17 protein-coding genes and 1 pseudogene are annotated in these 20588 nt (G+C 65.2%); 9 read left to right on the top strand and 9 right to left on the bottom strand.

Annotated features, from left to right (window positions below):
• Positions 1–199 precede the first annotated feature (199 nt).
• Both argJ and CI41S_RS42545 read right to left on the bottom strand, forming a co-directional pair.
• On the bottom strand, positions 200–1441 hold the full coding sequence (argJ, locus tag CI41S_RS42540; protein ID WP_139864897.1) for a bifunctional glutamate N-acetyltransferase/amino-acid acetyltransferase ArgJ: 1242 nt from the start codon (positions 1439–1441) through the stop codon (positions 200–202).
• Positions 1442–1875: 434 nt separating this feature from the next.
• Entirely contained in the window at positions 1876–2790 is a 915-nt protein-coding gene (locus CI41S_RS42545) for a peptidylprolyl isomerase (protein ID WP_139864898.1), read from the bottom strand.
• A 369-nt stretch (positions 2791–3159) separates the two neighbouring features.
• On the opposite strand from CI41S_RS42545, the gene secA reads away from it, so the two are divergent.
• The gene (secA, locus tag CI41S_RS42550) at positions 3160–6039 is read left to right on the top strand and encodes a preprotein translocase subunit SecA (RefSeq protein WP_139864899.1); all 2880 of its coding nucleotides are present in this window, start codon (positions 3160–3162) and stop codon (positions 6037–6039) included.
• A 114-nt stretch (positions 6040–6153) separates the two neighbouring features.
• Here the strand turns inward: secA and CI41S_RS42555 are convergent, their stop codons facing one another.
• The 3 genes from CI41S_RS42555 to CI41S_RS42565 form a co-directional block, all read right to left on the bottom strand.
• Positions 6154–7326, bottom strand: a complete 1173-nt coding sequence (locus tag CI41S_RS42555) for a C40 family peptidase (protein WP_172628414.1) — start codon at positions 7324–7326, stop codon at positions 6154–6156.
• A gap of 238 nt (positions 7327–7564) precedes the next feature.
• The gene (locus tag CI41S_RS42560) at positions 7565–8002 is read right to left on the bottom strand and encodes a VOC family protein (protein ID WP_139481728.1); all 438 of its coding nucleotides are present in this window, start codon (positions 8000–8002) and stop codon (positions 7565–7567) included.
• Positions 8003–8169: 167 nt separating this feature from the next.
• The gene (locus CI41S_RS42565; RefSeq protein WP_139481729.1) at positions 8170–8613 is read right to left on the bottom strand and encodes a MarR family winged helix-turn-helix transcriptional regulator; all 444 of its coding nucleotides are present in this window, start codon (positions 8611–8613) and stop codon (positions 8170–8172) included.
• A gap of 183 nt (positions 8614–8796) precedes the next feature.
• Between CI41S_RS42565 and CI41S_RS42570 the strand changes: the two genes are divergently transcribed.
• From CI41S_RS42570 to CI41S_RS42600, 7 genes are all read left to right on the top strand, one after another.
• Positions 8797–9981 (top strand): substrate-binding domain-containing protein, encoded by a 1185-nt coding sequence (locus tag CI41S_RS42570; protein WP_139864901.1) that lies wholly within the window; start codon positions 8797–8799, stop codon positions 9979–9981.
• 325 nt (positions 9982–10306) lie between these two features.
• A complete protein-coding gene (locus tag CI41S_RS42575) occupies positions 10307–11821 on the top strand; it encodes an amidase (RefSeq protein WP_139864902.1) in 1515 nt (504 codons plus the stop codon).
• A gap of 42 nt (positions 11822–11863) precedes the next feature.
• Positions 11864–12721, top strand: a complete 858-nt coding sequence (locus CI41S_RS42580; protein WP_139864903.1) for a branched-chain amino acid ABC transporter permease — start codon at positions 11864–11866, stop codon at positions 12719–12721.
• Positions 12722–12725: 4 nt separating this feature from the next.
• Positions 12726–13946, top strand: a complete 1221-nt coding sequence (locus CI41S_RS42585) for a substrate-binding protein (RefSeq protein ID WP_139864904.1) — start codon at positions 12726–12728, stop codon at positions 13944–13946.
• Between the two features lie 32 nt (positions 13947–13978).
• Entirely contained in the window at positions 13979–15058 is a 1080-nt protein-coding gene (locus CI41S_RS42590) for a branched-chain amino acid ABC transporter permease (protein ID WP_244626875.1), read from the top strand.
• Positions 15058–15792, top strand: coding sequence for an ABC transporter ATP-binding protein (locus CI41S_RS42595; protein WP_139481735.1), 735 nt, complete (start codon positions 15058–15060; stop codon positions 15790–15792). Before CI41S_RS42590 ends, CI41S_RS42595 begins: the two co-directional genes overlap by 1 nt.
• Positions 15785–16486: an ABC transporter ATP-binding protein gene (locus CI41S_RS42600; RefSeq protein ID WP_139864906.1), complete on the top strand. Its 702-nt coding sequence runs from the start codon at positions 15785–15787 to the stop codon at positions 16484–16486. Before CI41S_RS42595 ends, CI41S_RS42600 begins: the two co-directional genes overlap by 8 nt.
• A gap of 6 nt (positions 16487–16492) precedes the next feature.
• Here CI41S_RS42600 and CI41S_RS42605 read toward each other — a convergent pair whose 3' ends face one another.
• From CI41S_RS42605 to CI41S_RS42615, 3 genes are read right to left on the bottom strand one after another with little or no spacing between them, the layout of a single operon-like run.
• Positions 16493–16921: a hypothetical protein gene (locus tag CI41S_RS42605; RefSeq protein WP_139481737.1), complete on the bottom strand. Its 429-nt coding sequence runs from the start codon at positions 16919–16921 to the stop codon at positions 16493–16495.
• Complete coding sequence (locus tag CI41S_RS42610; RefSeq protein WP_139481738.1) at positions 16918–17265, bottom strand: DUF3147 family protein; 348 nt, start codon at positions 17263–17265, stop codon at positions 16918–16920. Before CI41S_RS42610 ends, CI41S_RS42605 begins: the two co-directional genes overlap by 4 nt.
• The gene (locus CI41S_RS42615) at positions 17262–17882 is read right to left on the bottom strand and encodes a phosphatase PAP2 family protein (protein WP_139864923.1); all 621 of its coding nucleotides are present in this window, start codon (positions 17880–17882) and stop codon (positions 17262–17264) included. The genes CI41S_RS42610 and CI41S_RS42615 overlap by 4 nt, the downstream gene beginning before the upstream one ends.
• 191 nt (positions 17883–18073) lie before the next feature.
• Here CI41S_RS42615 and CI41S_RS42620 point away from each other — a divergent pair.
• Positions 18074–18774: pseudogene (locus CI41S_RS42620) on the top strand (hypothetical protein).
• A 175-nt stretch (positions 18775–18949) separates the two neighbouring features.
• On the opposite strand, the gene CI41S_RS42625 reads toward CI41S_RS42620, so the two are convergent.
• Complete coding sequence (locus CI41S_RS42625; protein ID WP_172628415.1) at positions 18950–20419, bottom strand: L,D-transpeptidase family protein; 1470 nt, start codon at positions 20417–20419, stop codon at positions 18950–18952.
• Positions 20420–20588: the final 169 nt, after the last annotated feature.

The following is a 20588-nucleotide window of genomic DNA, read 5'->3' on the forward strand; positions in this document are numbered from 1 at the left end:
GAAGCTTTGTCCTCGCCCACACCTGTCATCGCCCGGTTTAACCGGGCGATCCAGTACGCCGCGGCCTCTCGGTTCATTCACCACTGCCTCTGGAATACTGGATCACCCGCCTGCGCGGGTGATGACACCGAGCAAGTTGAGCAAACCATCCCGTCACCCTGAGGAGGCCGCTACGCGGCCCCCGCAATGACAGCAAATTCTACGACCGGTAGTCGCCGTTGATCGCGACGTATTCCTTGGTGAGGTCGCAGGTCAGCACGCGGTCGCGGCCCTTGCCGAGGCCGAGCGCGACCTTGATCTGGATCTTCGGCGCCTTCATCGCCTCCGACACTTCCTTCTCGTCGTAGGAGGGATCGCGCGCGCCGCTCTTGGCGACGCGGATGCCGTTGAAGGAGATCGACAGCTTGTCGCGGTTGGCGGGCTCGCCGGCCTTGCCGACCGCCATCACCACGCGGCCCCAATTGGCGTCCTCGCCGGCGATCGCGGTCTTCACCAGCGGCGAATTGGCGATCGACATCGCGATTCTGCGCGCCGACGGCTTTGTCGTGGCGCCCTCGACCACGACCTCGACCAGCTTGCGCGCGCCCTCGCCGTCGCGCGCCACCTGCTCGGAGAGATTGGCGAGGATCTCTTGGAACGCCTCTGCAAACGCCTTCAGGCGCGGGTCGCTGGCGCGGCTGATCTTCGGCGCGCCCTGCGCGGCCGCGGCGCCGGTGGCGAACGCCAGCAGCGTATCCGAGGTCGAGGTGTCGCCGTCGATGGTCAGCGCATTGAAGGTGTCCTCGACGCCGGCCTTGAGCAGCACTTGCAGCACCGAGGCCGAGACCGGCGCGTCGGTGAAGATGAAGGACAGCATGGTCGCCATATCGGGCATGATCATGCCGGCGCCCTTGGCCATGCCGTTGATCGTCACCTTGGCCTTGCCGAGCTTCACGGTCGCGGTCGCGACCTTCGGGAAGGTGTCGGTGGTCATGATCGCCTTGGCCGCATCCATCCAGTGGTCGGGCGCCGCGGCATCGGTGAGCTGTGCCAGCACGCCGTCGAATTTGGTGGCGTCGAGCGGCTCGCCGATCACGCCGGTGGAGGCGAGGAACACCTCATTGGTCGAGCAGCCGACCGCTTTCGAGGCGATCTGCGCGGTCAGCGCGGTCGACGCCTTGCCGGTCTTGCCGGTGAAGGCATTGGCGTTGCCGGAATTGACCACCAGCGCGCGCGCGTTGCCGCCCTTCAGTTTAGCGCGGCACCATTCGACCGGCGCCGACGGGCATTTCGACTTGGTGAAGACGCCGGCCACCGCGGTGCCCTTGTCCAATAGCGCCAGCAGCACGTCGGTGCGGTTCTTGTAGCGGATGCCGGCGGCCGCGGTCGCAAGCCGCACACCCGCGATCGCGGGCATCTCGGGGACGTCGGTCGGGGCGAGGGGGGAGACGGCGGTGGACATCGGGAGGCTTCCGGCTGCGAGGAGGGAAGCGCTGCATATCATCTCGTTCGTCGAAACGGGAGAGGGCGCACGTGTTATGAATCGTTCAAGGAGCCCACGCCCCTTCGCCTCTCCCCGCTTGCGGGGAGAGGCCGGATCGCATGCAGCGAAGCGAAATGCGATCCGGGTGAGGGGGAGTCTCCGCGAGTCCGTCTTTCACCGCTGCCGCGGAGATAGCCCCTCACCCCAACCCTCTGCCCGCAAGAGCGGGGCGAGGGAGCCTACTGCGGCCGTGGTGATGCCGTAGCCCGGATGCAGCGCAGCGTAATCCGGGACCGCTCAACCCGCGGTGAAACCTCCCCGGATTACGCTGCGCTGCATCCGGGCTACGCATCCTCCAAAACGCAAATGGCCGGGACATGCCCGGCCATCGCAACGTCTGATATCGGCAACGCTTACTTCTTCGCCGGCGCCATCTTGTTGTCGGCCGGCTTCGGCGCGTCCTTGGCGGCATCGGCCGCGGCGGGCTTGTCCATGCGCTCGACCTTGGCGGCCTCGCGCAGCTTGGCGACGTAGTCGGCTTGCGCCTTGCGGGTGACGTAGGTCTCGATCTGGGCCTTCACCTGCTCGAAGTCCGGCGCCTTGCGGCTGCGCTTTTCCTCGACCTTGATGATGTGCCAGCCGAACTGCGACTTGACCGGATCGGAGATCTTGCCCGGCTCGAGCGCGAAGGCGACCGCGGAGAATTCCGGCACCATCTGCTCCTTGGTGAAGAAGCCGAGGTCGCCGCCGTCGGCGGCACCGGGATCCTTCGACTTCTTCTTGGCGAGCTCGGCGAAGTCGGCGCCCTTGTCGAGCTCGGCCTTGACCGCCTTGGCCTCGTCCTCGGTCTCGACCAGGATGTGGCGGGCACGCACCTCCTGCTCGCCGGTGATCTGCTTGGCGGCCTCGTCATAGACCTTCTTCATCGCCTCGTCGGTGGTCGCGGCCTTGCCCTCGCTGGCGAGCAGGCTGTCCATCAAGAGGCGGTTGCGGGTGAAGGCGAGGCGCTTCTTGAACTCGTCGGAGTTCTCGACCTTCTTGTCCTCGGCGGCCTTGGAGACGATCTTCATGTCGATCAGGAACGACAGCACGTTGTCCTTCTTGGTCGAGGGGTCCATCTGCGCCAGACTCGGGCCCAGCTCTTCCTCGGCCAGCGCGACGTCGCTGGCATGAATCTCGGAACCATTCACCTTCGCGAGCACCGGGTCGGATTCCGCGGCGCGAACCGGCAGGCCGGCGGCCAGCACTGCGACAAGACAGCCCGTCGCGGCCAGGGTGGCGAGGCCGAGGCGCATGCCGGTTTTGGTATCCGAAGGCGAGGTGGTCATGGAAAATCCTTAGGTCCAAGAGGGGGAAGCTTGAGCGGGGCGGACACTCGCCCAATCACGCGGCCATGACAACGCGAAAGTGTTGTCAAAATGATGAATTCCTTGACATCTTGGCCAAGTTGACAACCCCCCGACCGGGCCATATCTCTGCGCAATCGTGTCAACGGCGAGAGCGCTTATTTTGCTGCGTTTTTGGCCTTTGAACCCAGGATGGCCTGTCTCCCACTCAATTGGCGGAAGAGCCCCGGGCCGGGGGCTTGAAACGCAGTGCGTCACGGTGAGTTGATAGGCGACCCGGTGGACCGTTCCAGGCTGTAACCGAACACTGAACCAAGACCGAAACTCGAGACCGAAGAACAGGAATTCCGCATGATCGGCGCGCTCGCCCGCAAGTTTTTCGGCTCCGCCAATGACCGCCGGGTCAAGGGGTATCAGTCCCGCGTCAACGCCATCAACGCGCTGGAGCCCGAACTGGTCAAACTGACCGACGAGCAGCTCAAGGCCCGCACCGCGGAATTCAGGGAGCAACTCGCCAACGGCAAGACGCTCGACGACATCCTGGTCCCGGCGTTCGCCACGGTGCGCGAGGCCGCCAAGCGCACGCTCGGCCAGCGCCATTTCGACGTCCAGCTGATCGGCGGCATGGTGCTGCACGAGGGCGACATCGCCGAGATGAAGACCGGCGAAGGCAAGACGCTGGTCGCGACCCTTGCGGTCTATCTCAACGCGCTCGCCGGCCGTGGCGTCCACGTCGTCACCGTCAACGACTACCTCGCCCGCCGCGACTCCGGCTGGATGGGCCAGATCTACTCGTTCCTCGGGCTCTCCACCGGCGTCATCGTGCACGGCCTCGACGACGCCGAGCGCAAAGCGGCCTATGGCTGCGACATCACCTACGGCACCAACAACGAATACGGCTTCGACTATCTGCGCGACAACATGAAGTACCGCCTGGAGGACATGGTCCAGCGCGGGCACTATTACGCGATCGTCGACGAAGTCGACTCCATTCTCATCGATGAAGCGCGCACCCCGCTGATCATCTCCGGCCCGCTCGACGACCGCTCGGACTTCTACAACACCATCGACACTTTCATGCCGAAGCTGACCAAGAAGGACGACTTCGAGGTCGACGAGAAGCAGCGCACGGTGACGCTGACCGAAGGCGGCATGGAGAAGCTGGAGACGCTGCTGCGCGATGCCGGCCAGCTCAAGGGCGACTCGCTGTACGACGTCGAGAACGTCTCGGTGGTGCATCACGTCAACCAGGCGCTGCGCGCGCACACGCTGTTCACCCGCGACAAGGATTACATCGTCCGCGACGGCGAGGTTGTGATCATCGACGAGTTCACCGGACGCATGATGCCCGGCCGCCGCTACTCTGAAGGCCTGCACCAGGCGCTGGAGGCCAAGGAGCACCAGCCGGTGCAGCCGGAGAACCAGACGCTGGCCTCGATCACCTTCCAGAACTATTTCCGGATGTACGAGAAGCTCGCGGGCATGACCGGCACCGCCGCGACCGAAGCCGACGAACTGTTCGACATCTACAAGCTCGAGGTGGTGGAGATCCCGACCAACCTGCCGGTGGCGCGCCTCGACGAGGACGACGAGGTCTACCGCACGCAAGGCGAGAAATACGCCGCGATCCTTGCCGAGATCGAGCGCGCCAACAAGCGGCTGCAGCCGGTCTTGGTCGGCACCGCCTCGATCGAGAAGTCGGAAGTGCTGGCCGAGTACCTGAAGAAGCACGGCTACAAGCAGATCGACTTCGGGTCTGAATCCGGCATGGAGAAGCTCTATGCCGCGGCGCGTGCGGGCAAGCCGGCAAAGCTGTTCGCGGTGCTGAATGCGCGCTTCCACGAGCAGGAAGCCTATATCGTCGCGGAAGCCGGCGTGCCCGGCGCGATCACGATCGCGACCAACATGGCCGGCCGCGGTACCGACATCAAGCTCGGCGGCTCGCTCGACATGCGGCTCCAGCAGGAGACCGCCGGCATTACCGACGAGGCCGAGAAGGCATCGAAGATCGAGCAGATCAAGGCCGACATCGAGCGCTTCCGCGAGCTGGTGCTGAAGGCCGAGGAAGATCTCGAGGTCGAGCCCGCCAAGGGTTCGAAGCCGGCCAAGACCGTGAAGAAGCCGGGCGGCCTCTACATCATCGGCTCCGAGCGCCACGAATCCCGCCGCATCGACAACCAACTGCGCGGCCGCTCCGGCCGTCAGGGCGACCCTGGCCGCTCGAAATTCTTCCTGTCGCTGGAAGACGATCTGATGCGCATCTTCGGCTCCGACCGGCTCGACAGCATGCTGCAGCGGCTCGGCCTGCAGGAAGGCGAGGCCATCATCCATCCCTGGATCAACAAGGCGCTCGAGAAGGCGCAGCAGAAGGTCGAGGCGCGCAACTTCGACATCCGCAAGAACCTGCTCAAGTTCGACAACGTCCAGAACGACCAGCGCAAGGTGATCTTCGACCAGCGCGTCGACCTGATGAAGGACGACAGCGTCGCCGAGACCGTCACCGACATGCGCCACGCCTTCGTCGAGGACGTGATCGCAAAATACATCCCCGAGCACGCCTATGCCGAGCAGTGGGACACCGCGGGGCTGAAGGACGAATTGAAGCGCGTGCTCGATGTCGAGCTGCCCGTCGACGAATGGGCCAAGGAAGAGGGCATCGCCGACGAGGAGCTGCTGGCGCGGGTCGAGAAGCATGTCGACGAGCGCATGGCGGCCAAGGTCGCGCAATGGGGCCCCGACGTGATGCGCTACGTCGAGAAGACCATTCTGCTGCAGACGCTGGACCATCTGTGGCGCGAGCATCTGATCATGCTCGACCATCTGCGCCAGGTGATCGGCCTGCGCGGCTACGGCCAGCGCGATCCGTTGCAGGAGTACAAGACCGAGGCCTTCAACCTGTTCCAGGAGATGAGCGCGCATCTGCGCGAGGCCGTCACCGCGCAGCTGATGCGGGTCGAGATCGTGCCGCCGGACGAGCCGCCGCAGCCGCTGCCGCCGATGGAGGTGCACAAGCTCGATCCCCACACCGGCGAGGACGAGATGGCGTTCGCCAGCGCGAATTTCGCCCAGGCCAATTACGCCGAGGCCTCGCTGGCGCCGAAATCCCCCGCGGCGGCCGCCGCCGACCGCGATCCGAACAACCCGGCAAGCTGGGGCAAGGTCGGCCGCAACGAGGACTGCCCGTGCGGCTCGGGCAAGAAGTACAAGCACTGCCACGGCAAGTACGCCTAGCTGATGACATCAATCGTCGGTGCGTTCTCGGCCGCTGAGCATTGAGAAGGGCCGCCGGCCACCATTGCTTTCGGCGCGTCGCAGAGCGGGTTGCCTCGTCGACGATATCGACCGTCAGGGTCGGCGGCGGCGTTCGGCCTCCTGCAAGGCCGCAAGCTGCGTGCGCAAAACGGCGAGGATGTCGTCGCTGAGGTCCCGCATCTCGCCCTGCAGCTCGCCGAGCATCGCGAATGTCTTCAGATCGGCCGCCATCGCGCGCTTCACATAGTTTGAGTATTGCTCCTTGCGGTCGCTCAGATCGTCTTCGAACAGACGGATCTGCTGTCCGGTCTCGACGATCTCCGCAGCCAGGTCGGCGTCCGGCATCTGCCCGCCGGCGGCCCTGCTGATGAGCTGATCCGAGCTGATCTTCATGGCCGCAAGGTCGAGGCTCGACGCGATCTTCCCGGAGTAGAGCTCGCAGAAATTCGTCCGCTGCAGGGCGGCGGCGATCACGGCGTCGAGGTCCTTGCTTTTGGTGTCGCGCAGCAGCAGCTCGAGCTCGAAGAAGCTGCGCGGATTGGCGTCGGCCTTCGTCTTCTTGATCGCGGACTGGACGGATTTGCTGCCGAGCATTTTCAGCTTCTGCTCGGTCTCCCACTGGTGCGGCCGCTGTTCCGGATTCGGCTCGTCGAGATACCAGTAGGGTCCCTCGAGCGCGCGCATCTGCTTCAGCGCAGAATCGGTGGCGTCCTCCAGATAGGGAGATTCCGGCAGATGTCCGGGCGCGATCTTGGAAAGCTTTCTGCCTGGTACCAGCGGATCGGTGATGCGGGCCATCCGCATCGCCTTGTCGTAGGCTTCGACCACCAGCTGCGAGCAGAACATCGCTCTCGGATCCGGCTTGGTCGGCAGCTTGACCCCAACCGCGCCCGCCAGCGAATAGCCGCGCTGCAGGTCCTGGTGGCCGGCGTCTGCTGCGAACTTCGCGATCGCCTGCGCGTGCGGCACGTCGCGACGCAATCGCAACAGGCGGACATTGTCGCGCTTTCGCACGCTGGTGCCCTTGATGGCGAACCGGCACACCCCGGTTCCGATCGCCTCGATGAAGTGCCCGTAACCGATGCAGAGCGCCGCATGGCTGAACTCGGTCCGCGTGGCGGCGCGGATCGCCAGGCTCTTCAGCGAAGGGGTCCGCGTGACGAGGATGTCGCCGGGCTGCACGTGGTCGGGATCGAACCGCCAAAAGACCTTTTCGCCGGAATGATCGTCGGCCGCTGCGGCCCTTGCCTTGTCGGAACTTCGCATGATGCGCTCCAAAAAGGGCTGTTTGAAAACGTCGCAAAAAAAATCGCCTCGCGCAGCAGTCGGGTTGGCCGGCATGCGGGAAGCCGATAACCGGGCCTAAAGGCGTGGAATGCTCTCCATACATCCTATGCGTGTAGGAATAGCTGCGCAAAATAAATTGGCGTGATCGCGTTTGCCCCGGGCCGTGGGGTCCGGGTCAGGCGCGTTCACCCCGAAGCCGGGGCCGGCGGGCCGCATCTCACCCCGCATACGCCTCGTCGAGATCGGCGATCACGATCTTCTGCATCTTCAGCATCGCCTGCATCACGCGATCTGCTTTGGCGCGGTCGGGGTCGCTCAGATAGCGGCCGAGCGCGGTCGGGATCACCTGCCAGGACAGGCCGAACTTGTCCTTGAGCCAGCCGCAGCGCGATTCCTGGCCGCCGTCGGCGGTCAGCTTGTCCCAGAAGTAATCCACCTGCTGCTGGGTCTCGACGCTGAGGAAGAACGACACCGCCTCGTTGAACTTGTATTGCGGACCGCCATTGAGCGCGTGGAAGCGCTGGCCCGCGAGCTCGAAGGTCGCCATGAAGTCGCTGACGGTCTCGATCTCGGCATCGGGAAACACCGACTTGTAGAAGGCAACGGCCTCGCGGACGTTGTTGTCGAGCCAGAGGAACGGGGTGATCGAAGTCATGACGGGATGGCCTCCTCGGAGATGGGGCGGGTGAAACCTTCGCGCGGTGGAACACGAAGGCTGCGCCGCAGGCGCACCCTGAGGACGGATGGAACAGCCCTGGCCCGACATATCGCGGCCGGTCTTTTCGCTGCTGCGATGCGGGACCGGTTCGGGCAGGCCGGGCGTCAGTTGGCGCTGCCGATCAGGCTTTCCAAGAGGCGCTTCAGCTCATTGGTCGATTTGTCGCCGTAGCTCTCGACGATGTGCTCCTCCTGGCTCACCGCCAGCGAGTTCAGCCGCCGCGACAGCGCCTTGCCGCGGTCGGAGACGTACATCAGGACCTTGCGGCGGTCCTTCGGGTCCTGCACGCGGTAGACCAGCGTGTCCGACACCATGCGATCGATCATCTTGGTCAAGGTCGGATGGTTGAGCAGCACGGCATCGGCGAGCTCGCCCATCGAGTGGCCGTTGCCGTCGGACAGCACCTTTAGGATGCGCCACTGCTCGACCGGCACGCCCTCCTTGCTGAGGCGCATTTCCAACTGCCGGTTGATCTCCCGGTTGGCTTGCGCGAGCAGGTAGGCGAGGTGTTCGGTGATTGGGGAGTTTTCTTTCGGCGGTTTGGCCACGGTGTGCGCTTCGTATTGGTCCAAATGAGCGAATGACTGGCAATCTCTGCTGCATCTATATGCACGCCAATCCTTGAATATTCAATATTCTCAAAATAGGATCATTGCCCAACAAAAGGGCGGATGCCGCGGCCGCCCGCCGAATGTGCCTCTTTTGGGCCTGGTGCCAGACAGGGAGTTGGCGTGCGCTCGACGGTAAGTTTTCCGGCCCGCGGCGAGCCTGTGCTGCCGCCGTCACTGTTGCGCAATCTGTCGTGGCCGGCAGCCGACCGCACATGGTCACCCGACGATCACGCCTTCGCCAGGCGGCGTGGCGCCAATAGCAAGCTCCGGATCGGCGGCTTCATCTGCTGCAGCGGATCGCCCGGCGTCTGGGGCCCCTGCGCCACCAACAGCGCCGAGCTTGCGGTTGCCGAGATCAACCGGCGCGGCGGCATCCTCGGACGTGAGATCGAGCTGTCGATCTACGACGCCGGCGGGCCACCCGAGGAGGTGGTGCAGCGCGCCGAGCAGGCGATGGCCTGCGACGACCTCGACCTCGTCATCGGATTGCACACCAGCGCGGTCCGGCTGGCGCTGCGCAAGGTGATCACCCGCAATCGCATCCCCTACATCTATACGTCGGTCTATGAGGGCGGCGAGCAGACCCCGGGCGTGGTCGCGATCGGCGAGACGCCGCGTTGGCAGAGCCGACCCTCGATCCACTGGCTGGCCGACGTCAGGAAGGCGTCGCGCTGGTACCTGATCGGCAGCGACTATGTCTGGCCATGGCAGTCGCATCGCGCGGTGAAGCGCTACATCGCGGAGACCGGCGGGCAGGTGGTCGGTGAGGAATTCGTCCCGCTCGGCGAGGACGAGCACGAGCCGCATCTGGCGCGCATCCGCGCGGCCAAGCCCGATGTGGTGCTGATCTCGCTGATCGGTACCGACAGCATCACCTTCAACCGGGCGTTCGGCGAGTGCGGGCTCGCCGCGACCACGCTGCGGCTTGGCGGTGCGATGGACGAGACCGTGCTACTCGGCATCGGCGCCGACAATTCCGAGAACCTGTTCTGCGCCTCCGGCTATTTCCCCGGCATCGGCTCGCAGGCCAACGACGATTTTCAGATCCGCTATCGCGCGATGTTCGGCCCGAACGCGCCGCCGGTCGGCTCGCTCGGCCAGTCGAGCTACGAGGGGCTGCGGCTGCTCGAGGCCGCGGCCAACAAGGCCGGCACGCTGGCGATGGAGCCCTTGATCGCGGCCGCGCGCAACGTGGTCTACACCGGGGCGCGCGGCCCGGTCACCGTGCGCGACGGCCGCGCCCGGATGTCGATGTATCTCGCCGAAGCCGACGGTCTCGATTTCCGGCTGATCAAGCCGATCTGACGTTTCTTACCTCTCCCGCTTGCGGGGGAGGTCGCATTGCATCGAAGATGCAATGTGGTGGGGGCTCTCTCCACAGTGAGGTTCTCGCTTTCGGAGCCACCCCCACCCCGACCCTCCCCGCAAGCGGGAGAGGGAGCGCAACCTCGGCTCGGTGAGACGGGCTGACCTGATCTCGCTGTGTCGAAGCCGCGCATACGCTGTCGTTCGAAATAATACTTGAAAAGGAAAATATTTCCGTTTTCAATACCGCATCACGCCGACGGCCCGCGATCCAAGAACGGGCGGCGGCGCTGCGCCCAGGGACAACAAAATCCAGGAGAGCCCCGTGACCGTCTCCCTTCCCACCCCATCGCAATTGCGCGCCGTCGCCGAACAGTGCGGCCTGTCGCTGACCGAAGAGGACGTCGCCTCGTTCCGCGGCCTGATGCAGGGCTCGATCGAGGCCTACAACCTCGTCGCCCAGATGCCGGATGAACTGCCCGAGGTGAAATATCCGCGCACGCCGGGCACAAGGCCGGCGCCGGAGGAGAACAAGCACAACGCCTGGTACCGCAAGGCGACGGTGAAGGGCGCAAGTTCCGGCAAGCTCAAGGGCAAGACGGTGGCGCTGAAGGACAACATCATGCTGGCCGGCGTGCCCATGACCAACGGCTCCTCGACGCTGGAAGGCTATATTCCCGACTTCGACGCCACCATCGTCACCCGCATGCTCGATGCCGGGGCCGAGATCGTCGGCAAGACTCACTGCGAGCACTTCTGCCTCTCCGGCGGCAGCCACACCGGCTCCTACGGCCCGGTGCACAATCCGCACAAGATGGGCTATTCGGCCGGTGGCTCGTCCTCGGGCTCCGGCGTCGTGGTCGCGCTCGGCGAGGTCGACATGGCGATCGGCGGCGACCAGGGCGGCTCGATCCGCATGCCGTCCTCGTTCTGCGGCACTTACGGCATGAAGCCGACCTGGGGCCTCGTGCCCTACACCGGCATCATGCCGATCGAGATCTATGTCGACCACACCGGCCCGATGACCGCGACGGTGGAAGACAACGCGCTGCTCTTGGAAGTGCTCGCCGGCGACGACGGCTACGATCCGCGCATCAAGGCGCCCAAGGTCGAGGACTACACCAAGGCGCTGGGCGCCGGCGTCAAGGGCATGAAGATCGGCATCGTCAAGGAAGGCTTTGAGCAGCCGACCGCCGAGGCCGCGGTGAACGAGAGCGTGCGCGAGGCCGCAAAGCGCTTCAAGGACCTCGGCGCCTCGATCGATACGGTGTCGATCCCGATGCATCTGGCCGGCGGCGCGATCTGGACCCCGATCGGCACCGAAGGCCTGACCCAGACCATGATGTTCGGCGACGGCTACGGCCTCAGCCGCGGCGATCTCTATTCGACCTCGCTGATGGATTTCCATCGCGGCTGGCGCCGCCAGGCGGACTCGCTGTCCGAGACCACAAAACTGTTCATGATGCTCGGCACCTACATCAACAACAACTTTGGTCCGCGCTTCTACGGCAAGGCGCTCAACATCTCCCGCCGCCTGACCGCGGCCTATGACAAGGCGTTCAAGGATTACGATCTCTTGCTGATGCCGACCACGCCGATGAAGGCGACAAAGCTGCCGGAGCCCAATGCCAGCCGCGAGGAGTATGTCGCCCGGGCGCTGGAGATGATCGGCAACACTGCGCCGTTCGACATCACCCATCACCCGGCGATGTCGCTGCCCTGCGGCATGGTCGACGGCCTGCCGGTCGGGCTGATGCTGGTCGGCCGGATGTTCGAGGAAAAGACCATCTACCGCGCCGCGCATGCCTTCGAGCAGGCCGGCGACTGGAAGAAGATGTGAGGCGCTCCTTGCCGTTGTTGTCAGCCGCAGGAATCGAACGCCATGGCCACTAGCTTCGCCGCGGCGTTCGAGATCGTGAGCTTTGGCGCGATCATCGTCTTGGTCGTGCTCGGGCTCGGCATCATCGCCAGCATGATGGGCATCTTCAACTTCGCGCAGGGCGAGTTCGTCCTGCTCGGCGCCTACGTCACCTATCTGGCGTCCGCGCACGGCGCGCCGATCTGGGTCGGCATGATCGCCGCGCCCTTCGTGGTCGGCGCGCTCGGCTTCGTGCTGGAGGCGCTGATCATCCGCCGCTTCTATGCCGCGCCGATCGTCGCGATGCTCGGCACCTATGCGCTTGGCCTGATCATCCGCGAGAGCGTGCGCGGCCTGATCGGCGGCTTCTATCTCACGGTGCCGGAGCCGATCGGCGGCTCGATCGACCTCGGCTCGATTCACATTTCGGCCTGGCGTTTCACCATCATCGTGATCACGCTATTGGTGATGGCAGCCTGCTATCTGCTGCTGTCGCGCACCAGCTTTGGCTTGCGCGTGCGCGCGACGCTGGAGAACCCGGCGCTGGCGCGCGCCTCCGGGATCTCGACGCCGTTGATCTACGGCGCCACCTTCGCGTTCGGCGCGGCGCTGGCCGGGCTTGCCGGCGCGCTGATCGTGCCGGTGTTCAGCCTGTTCGCCGATCTCGGCATCCGCTTCCTGATCCAGGGCTTTGTCGCCGTGATGGTCGGCGGGGTCGGCTCCTTCATCGGGCCGGTCGCCGGCGCCGCTGTGATCGGCACGCTCAGCGCCGCGCTGCCATGGATCATGTCGCCGGTCGTCGCCGACGTGCTGGTCTTCGTGCTCGCCATTGCCTTCATCAAATTCCGGCCGCAGGGCCTCATCGCTGGAAAAGGGGTTTAGTTCCATGTCATTTGAACGCAGCAATCTCACCCGCCGCCGCTTCATGAGCAATTTCGCCTTCGCCACCGGCGCGCTCGCCACCGGCGTCGGCAGCTGGGTGGTCCGGCCCGACTGGGCCAACGCCGCCGAGGGCCCGATCAAGGTCGGCATCGCCACGGACCTGACCGGCCCGATCGCCTATGCCGGCAACGCCGACGCCAATGTCGCAAAAATGGTGATCAAGGAGATCAACGCCGGCGGCGGCCTGCTCGGCCGGCCGCTCGAGCTTTATGTCGAGGACACTGCGTCGAACGAATCGGTCGCGGTCGGCAACGTCCGCAAGCTGATCCAGCGCGACAAGGTCGACATGGTGCTGGGCGGCATCACCTCGTCGATGCGCAACGCGATCAAGGATCCGATCGTGGCGCGCGGCAAGACGCTCTACATCTATCCGCAGCTCTACGAGGGCAAGGAGTGCACGCCCTATCTGTTCTGCACCGGCCCGACGCCGGCGCAGCAATGCGACGAGTTCATCCCCTGGCTGATCAAGAACGGCGGCAAGAAGTTCGCGCTGCCGAGCGCCAACTATGTCTGGCCGCACACCCTCAACGTCTACGCCCGCAAGGTGATCGAATCCAACGGCGGCGAGGTGGTGTTCGAGGAATACTACCCGCTCGACCAGGTCGATTTCTCCGCCACCGTCAACCGCATCGTCTCCAACAAGGTCGACGTGGTCTTCAACACCGTGATCCCGCCCGGTGTCGGCCCGTTCTTCAAGCAGCTCTATGAAGCCGGCTTCCTGAAGAGCGGCGGGCGGCTCGCCTGCGTCTACTATGACGAGAACACCCTCAACATCAATCAGGCCAACGAGATCGAGGGCCTCGCAAGCTGCCTCGACTATTTCAAGGTGCTGACCAAGGACGATCCGGTCAGCGCCAAGATCCAGGCGGCCTATGAGAAGGATTTTCCCGGCAACTTCCTGTTTGCCGCCGGCAGCGCCGCGACCGGCACCTATCGTGGCCTCAAGCTGTGGGAGGCGGCAGTCAAGGAAGCCGGCAAGGTCGATCGCGATGCGGTGGCGGCCGCGCTCGATCATGCCAAGATCGCGGAAGGGCCGGGTGGACCGGCCGAGATGGTGCCGGGCAAGCGGCACTGCAAGATGAACATGTACACCGCCGTCGCCAAGGCCGGGACCTACGAGGTCGTGGCGCGCAGCAACGGCCTGGTCGATCCCAAGGAATGCTAAAACGGAAGGCTAACAGGAATGCCGAGCGCGTGATGGGTGGAGCAAGGGAGGCCCTCGCCGAGGTCAGCGAGGGACCGGATGTGGTGACGGGTGAGACGGCGCCGGCCGCGGTTCCGGCGCGCTGGCCCGTGCCGGGATGGAACGTGCTGCCGATCGTGGAAGGGCTGGTGCTGCTGATCGCACTGGTCCTGCCATTCGTGCTGCAGGATTACCTTACCGTGTTCGCCACCCGCGTGGTGATCCTCGCGCTGTTTGCGCTGTCGTTCGATCTGGTGTGGGGCTATGCCGGCATCATGAGCTTCGGCCAGGCGCTGTTCTTCGGCGCCGCCGGCTACGGCGTCGCGCTCCTGGCGCGCGACCTCAACGTCACCTCGATCTTCCTGATCCTCCCCGCAGGCACGCTGATCGGGCTCACCGCGGCGCTCCTGCTCGGCGGCTTCCTGCTGCTCGGGCGCTACCCGTCGAGCGTGATCTTCGTCTCGCTCGGCACGCTCACCGGCTCCTATGCGGCCGACCGGCTGGCGCGCGGCTGGTACTATCTCGGCGGCCAGAACGGCATCCCGTCGATCCCGCCGCTGTCGCTCGGCTCGATCGATATCTCGGAGGGCCCGGTCTACTACTACATGGCGCTCGGCATCCTCGTCGTCGTCTATCTGCTCTGCCGCTTCCTGGTGCGCTCGCAATTCGGCCTGGCGCTGGCAGGCTTGCGCGAGAACGAACAGCGCATCGCCTTCTTCGGCTACAAGGCGCAGCATCTGAAGGCGATCGTGTTCGCGATCGGCGGCACCATCGCCGGCCTTGCCGGCAGCCTCTATGCCTTCCACGAGGGCTTCGTCTGGCCCAACATGCTGGGCGTCGTGTTCTCGACCCAGGTCGTGCTCTATGTGCTGTTCGGCGGCTCCGGCACGTTGATCGGCGCCGTGATCGGCACCGTCATCATCGAGGGCGTCAGCTTCTGGCTGTCGGACAATTACCGCGACGTCTGGCCGATCATCCTCGGCGTGCTGCTGTTGCTCGTCATCATGTTCCGCCCGCTCGGGCTGATCTCCTTCGTGCTCGGCGAGCGCGAGCGGGTCGGCACGTTCGGCAAAGCGCCGAAGGAGCGCCGCTAATGCCGCTCCTTGAAGCCTCCGGCGTCAGCAAGGTGTTCGGCAAGCTCACCGCGCTCGACGGCGCCGCGCTCACCGTCGGCGAGAACGAGTTTCACGGCCTGATCGGCCCGAACGGCTCGGGCAAGAGCACGCTGATGAAATGCGTCGCCGGCGCCGAGGTGCCGACCACGGGCAAGGTCTCGTTCATCAACACCGACATCACCGCGTTCACGCCGACCGAGCGCGCCCGCGCCGGCATGAGCCTGAAATTCCAGATCACCTCGGTGCTGCCGACGCTGACGCTGTACGACAACATTTTGTTGGCGCTGCAGGCGCAGTGCTCGCTGATCGACCTGGTGTTCTCACGCACCCGCCGTGCCCTGCACGAGCAGGTCATGACGATGCTGACCCAGTTCCGCCTCGCCGACCGCGCCCATGACGCCGCGGCGACCCTGTCGCACGGCCAGCAGCAATGGCTGGAGATCGCGATGGCGCTCGCCGGCAAGCCGCGGCTGCTGCTGCTGGACGAGCCGACCGGCGGCATGAGCCTGGAGGAGCGCCGCGTCACCGGCGAATTGCTGCAGCCGATCAAGCAGCATTGCTCGCTGGTCATCGTCGAGCACGACCTCGATTTCATCCGCGACATCTGCGACCGCCTCACCGTGCTCGACCAGGGCAAGGTGCTGGCGTCGGGCACGGTGGCGGAAATCCAGAGCAACAAGAGCGTCCAGGAGATCTATCTGCGCCGTGCCTGACCAGTCCTTCCTCGACATCAAACATCTCGCGGCCGGCTATGGCCGCAGCCAGGTGCTGTTCGACGTCAATATCGGCATTCCCTGGCGCGGCGGCGTCGCGGTGCTCGGCCGCAACGGCGCCGGCAAGACCACGCTGATGAAGACCATCGTCGGCGAGCTCGCCAGCACCGGGGGCGAATTGACCTTCGACGGCCGCGACATCACCCGCAGCCGCACCGAGCAGCGCGTCCGCTCCGGCATCGGCTACGTGCCGCAGGAGCATTCGGTGTTCGCCCGCCTTTCGGTGCGCGACAATCTCGCCGTCGGCTCGCTGTTCAACAGGGACACAAGCGCCGTCGACCGCGTGCTGGCGATCTTCCCAAAACTCGGCCAACGCCTCGATCAGCCGGCCGGCACGCTATCCGGCGGCGAACGCAAGATGCTGGCGATCGGCCGCGCCATGCTCGGCAATCCAAAACTCCTCCTGCTGGACGAACCGACCGAGGGCGTCTGGATCGGCGTCATCGAGGAGATCACCGAACGGCTGATCGAACTGGCAAAACAGATCGCCGTCGTGATCGTCGAGCAGCACCTCGACCTCGCACTCCGCGTCGCCGACTACGCCTACGTCCTCGACCGCGGCCGCGTCGCGCTGCAGGGCGAGGCGGGCAAGGTGCGCAACGATCCGGAGCTGCTGCGGTACCTGGCGCCGTAGGTGGCGCTAGGCCAAACGCATCCTGCGTCGCAGATACCAGGCGGTTACCGAGCAGGTGATCCAGGCCAGCGACGCGGCGACGAACGCCACCGGGACGCTGCGGTCCACCGTCAGCGCGAAGGCAAGCGCAAAAGCCAGCATCCCGAACGCTCCGAGCGCTGCGCCGGCGGCATCGAGCGCGGCCGCTTGCCGCCCGCGCCGCTCGCCATCCATGCCTGCGTCGCGCTTGCGGCGGATTTCATGCTTCTCGATCAGGGTCGCGCTGGCGCAGAAGATGGCTGGAAGCGCGAGAAAGGCACCTCCGATATACGCGCCGCAGTAGCTGCTGATCACGCCGGTGAAGACCGTTGCACCGCCGCCAAGCGCGAAGCGGATCAGATACTCGTACCAGCGGCCTTTCCTGAGCGAGGAGGTCGAGAAGCGGATCGGCGTCATGCCTGCGCTCCAGTGATGGTCAACAGACCGAAGACGGTCACCAGCCAGACGACAAGCGACAGCAATGTTGCAGGGATCGCGCGCAACCTTGCGCGAATGAGCAGTTGGCAGACGACGAAGCTGTAGACGGCGAGTGCAAGCGCGCCCGCGATCATCGCGCGGCTTTGCAGGCCGGCATAGTCGGCTCCGTGCTGGTACACTGCGATGCCGAGCGTCGCGAGCGCAACGGAGGGCGCAGCCCCGAGAAGGCCGGCGAAGCTCTTGGGACGCAGAACGTCGCCCAGCACCGCGAACAATGATACGACGACCCCGCCGAGCAGGAAGCGGACGACGTATTCGGTCATTGAGCTTTGCTCCGTGGCGTATCCCTGGCCGGATAGCCGGTCCACACGCGCAGGAGCCGCTCGAGGACCACTCCAAGCGCGAATCCCGCCACGACGTCGCTTGCCCAATGCGCGAGGATCGCAACGCGCGTCAGCGAGAGGCCGACCGCAAGCGCCTGGATAGCGCGGCGGGCGTTCCCCGGCAGCGTCGCAGCCGCTGATGCCAGCGCCCCCATGTGCAGTGCATGGCCGGATGGGAATGCATCGTCACGCTTGCCCGAGATCGAGATTCCGTGGACGTGTCCCACGACGGTCAGGCGGTCTGGGCGGGTCTGGTTGAACAGTATTTTCAGGCCGTGTGGCAGGAGCGTCGCCGCGACCGCCACGAGCAGCGCGTGGTTGCCGGCGCACTGCAGCGAGGCGCTGCGTCCCCGTGAGGCGAGCCAGCCGGCTGCGGCGAGAACAAGCAGCACCTTCTCGTCGGCCCCCCATGTCACTCCGCGAGCAATTTCTTCCGGGACCGGCGCGGTGTGGCGGGCGATCGCGCGCGCGATCGTGGCATCCGTCGTGGTCGGGCGAACGGTGATTGGGAAGGTCGACGCGTGTCTGCGTGCTCGAATTCCGGCTGGATTGCGCATGATCTTCAGAACCAAGGTCCATTCCAACGCGCAGAAAGCGGCGTGGGTCCTATTGGCTGGCCACCGGTGGAACAAAATGCAGCTCGACCCTCTTTAATTTTTCGCCCAGGTCGATCCCACGTGCGTTGCGGATGCAGCGCGTCAATCCTGGCGCGCGCGGGCAATTGGTGGCATTTCAAGGAGAGTTCTCAATGACGGAGCCGGACGTTCGCAAAGGGATGCCGCCCGTCAAGCTTTCGCGCGACGAGTTTGAGAAGCGTTACCGCAACCGGTTTGCCGATCCGGTCTTTCAATCCATGCAGAAGGAACTTGCGACGATCATTGCCGGAGCCTGGGACGCCTATCGTCATTCGCGCAAGGCGCCGGTTACGCGCAAGGCCGGGCCGGGTTTTGCGGATCCCGACTACGACGTTGCGGTCGATTGGCTTTCCGCACGCGATGCCATCCATGAGGCGCAGTGCCGTCACGACGACCGAAACGGACAGCGGCATATCCTGCTGATCAACGGCTCCTCGCGCAGCGAGCATACCTGTCCAGGCGAGATGTCGAAGAGCTGGCGCATGGTCGAGATCGGCGAGTCCCGCTTTCGCGAGATCGGCATTTTGGGATCGTGGTCCACGGTGACAGCATTGGCGCAGAGACGTGCCGCCGCCTTCTTGCGGACTGGCTGACCGATATGGAGCTGATATCGGCCGGCGGCATGGCGGTGGCGGATCGCTACATCGGCTACATGAAGCCCTACGCGACATCGCATCGGGACTTCGACGCAGACGAAGCCTTCCGGCACCAGGTGTTGAATGTCGCTCAGGCCCTTGGTGCCGCCGTCAAGCTTGCGTGCGCGGGGCATCTGGAAGACCCTGGAAAAGGGCTCAAGGACCCGCAGCCGAAGTAGTCGGGTCCCTCCCAAGGAACGAAGCGCAACTTGAGCTCACGTTGCAGGAAAGTATTCGAAAGCCACGGAATGTAGCCGTCCCCCGTCCAACTTTCTCGGAGGGCGCTGGAGCAGATTGGACAACGGTATATTGGCCCGCCGCCACGGTTGCGCGGAAAGGCGCGACCGTCGCGCCTTACTTCATCGCCGAGAAGCGATTGTCGAACGAGTTCGACTGCACCACCGGGGCGGCGCCGGCGAGCTGGCTGTTCGCGGCGGCTGGGGCCGGCGCAGCTGCGGCGGTGTCGGTGAGGGAGGGCTTCAGCGCCGGCTTGGCGGCCTGCTTCGGCTCGACCTTCGGGGCGACGCGGACCACCGATTGCGGCTTGGCTTCGGCGACCTTGGGCTTTGCCGGTGCCGCGGCAGCCGCCTTCGGGGCGGAGGCTGCGGCCGGGGTCGCGTCGGCAGCGGCGCTGCCGCCGAGGCCGACCTTGCGGGCGAAGCTCGAGAAGAAGCCTTCGGACTTCTCGGCCGGCGCCGCCGAGGCGACGCGGGTCGAGGAGGTCGTCGCCACCGCCGGCGGCTCCTCAGGCTGCGGGACCGCCGCCAAGACCGGCTTCGGCGGATTGACCGTGCCGGGGATGGTGCCGGGGGCGCGGGCCAGCACCAGCGACTGCAGGTTCTGGCTGTCGCCGCCCTCGGACAGGCCGGTATTTCCTTCCGGAATCTTGGAGGCGAAGATCGCGTTCATGCCGCCGTCGACGCCGGTATTCATCCGCGCCATCGGCGTGCCCTTGGAGATCAGCTTGGCCACCTCGGCGGCGTCCTTCTGCTCCTTCTCGCGCACGGCGCTCGCGATCTCCTCGGGGACCACATAGGCCGGGCACTTCGCGGAAGCCTCGAACACCGGATCGCGGGTCGCGTTCGGCGGCCTGGCCGCGTCGAACACGTACTTCTTCTCGCAGAAGTCGACCTTCGGCTCCTGCCTCGTCACCTCGAAATGATCATAGCCTTCCTTGATCATCTTCCAGAAAGGCATGTTCGGATTGTTGCGGTGCTTGGCCATGTTCACCGGGGTCATCCGGAACGGATAGGCCTGCAGCTGGAACGCCTTCTGGCCGCCGAAGAAGGACTCGCGGCCGAGCGAATAGATTTCCGCGATCTGCTCGTCGGTCATCGCGTAGCAGCCGCGGGACGAGCAGTCGCCATGCACCATCAACTGCGAACCGGTGCGGCCGAGCGCCTTGTCGAAGGCGTTGGGATAGCCGGTGTTGAACGACAGGTAATAGGCCGACTGCGGGTTCATCTGGCTCGGGTTGATCGAATAGAACCCCTCGGGCGCCTGGCGGTCGCCTTCCCGGATCTTCGGGCCGAGATCGCCCGACCAGCGGCAGATCGGATAGGTCTTCAGCAGCGCCATGCGGCCGGAGCGGTCCTGCTTCCAGACCTCGAGCTCGGCCTCCTGCTTGAACAGCCGCACCAGCATCGGCGACTGCAGGTCCATGTCCTTTTCGGCCATGGCGGCGATCAGCTTCGGCGGCACCGGCTGGTTGGCCTTGGCGTTCTGTGCGAGCGAGATCTGGTCGCTGTCACAACCGGCGAGCAGCACGCTCGCGGCCAGAGCCGCGGAAGCGAGAAGCGCGCGTACGAGCGTGCGATGAATCAAGTCCGAGCTCCACACCCACCGGGCGATTGTTCGCGACCCCAACACGGCGAACATGCCCTGAAGCCATTGTCTAAAATATTAGCCTTCGACACCCCCGGCCCGCAACTCGAACAGGGCCGACGCGCCCTCACGGTAGCAGGCATGGTTCAAGGAACGTTAAAGACCGGTC

Source organism: Bradyrhizobium ivorense, assembly GCF_900696085.1.
Lineage (GTDB): Bacteria > Pseudomonadota > Alphaproteobacteria > Rhizobiales > Xanthobacteraceae > Bradyrhizobium > Bradyrhizobium ivorense.

Coding starts and splice junctions, on each gene's coding strand:
- argJ (WP_139864897.1), bottom strand. CDS start 1,441: ATGTCCACCGCCGTCTCCCCCCTCGCCCCGACCGACGTCCCCGAGATG.
- CI41S_RS42545 (WP_139864898.1), bottom strand. CDS start 2,790: ATGACCACCTCGCCTTCGGATACCAAAACCGGCATGCGCCTCGGCCTC.
- secA (WP_139864899.1), top strand. CDS start 3,160: ATGATCGGCGCGCTCGCCCGCAAGTTTTTCGGCTCCGCCAATGACCGC.
- CI41S_RS42555 (WP_172628414.1), bottom strand. CDS start 7,326: ATGCGAAGTTCCGACAAGGCAAGGGCCGCAGCGGCCGACGATCATTCC.
- CI41S_RS42560 (WP_139481728.1), bottom strand. CDS start 8,002: ATGACTTCGATCACCCCGTTCCTCTGGCTCGACAACAACGTCCGCGAG.
- CI41S_RS42580 (WP_139864903.1), top strand. CDS start 11,864: ATGGCCACTAGCTTCGCCGCGGCGTTCGAGATCGTGAGCTTTGGCGCG.
- CI41S_RS42585 (WP_139864904.1), top strand. CDS start 12,726: ATGTCATTTGAACGCAGCAATCTCACCCGCCGCCGCTTCATGAGCAAT.
- CI41S_RS42590 (WP_244626875.1), top strand. CDS start 13,979: ATGGGTGGAGCAAGGGAGGCCCTCGCCGAGGTCAGCGAGGGACCGGAT.
- CI41S_RS42595 (WP_139481735.1), top strand. CDS start 15,058: ATGCCGCTCCTTGAAGCCTCCGGCGTCAGCAAGGTGTTCGGCAAGCTC.
- CI41S_RS42605 (WP_139481737.1), bottom strand. CDS start 16,921: ATGACGCCGATCCGCTTCTCGACCTCCTCGCTCAGGAAAGGCCGCTGG.
- CI41S_RS42610 (WP_139481738.1), bottom strand. CDS start 17,265: ATGACCGAATACGTCGTCCGCTTCCTGCTCGGCGGGGTCGTCGTATCA.
- CI41S_RS42615 (WP_139864923.1), bottom strand. CDS start 17,882: ATGCGCAATCCAGCCGGAATTCGAGCACGCAGACACGCGTCGACCTTC.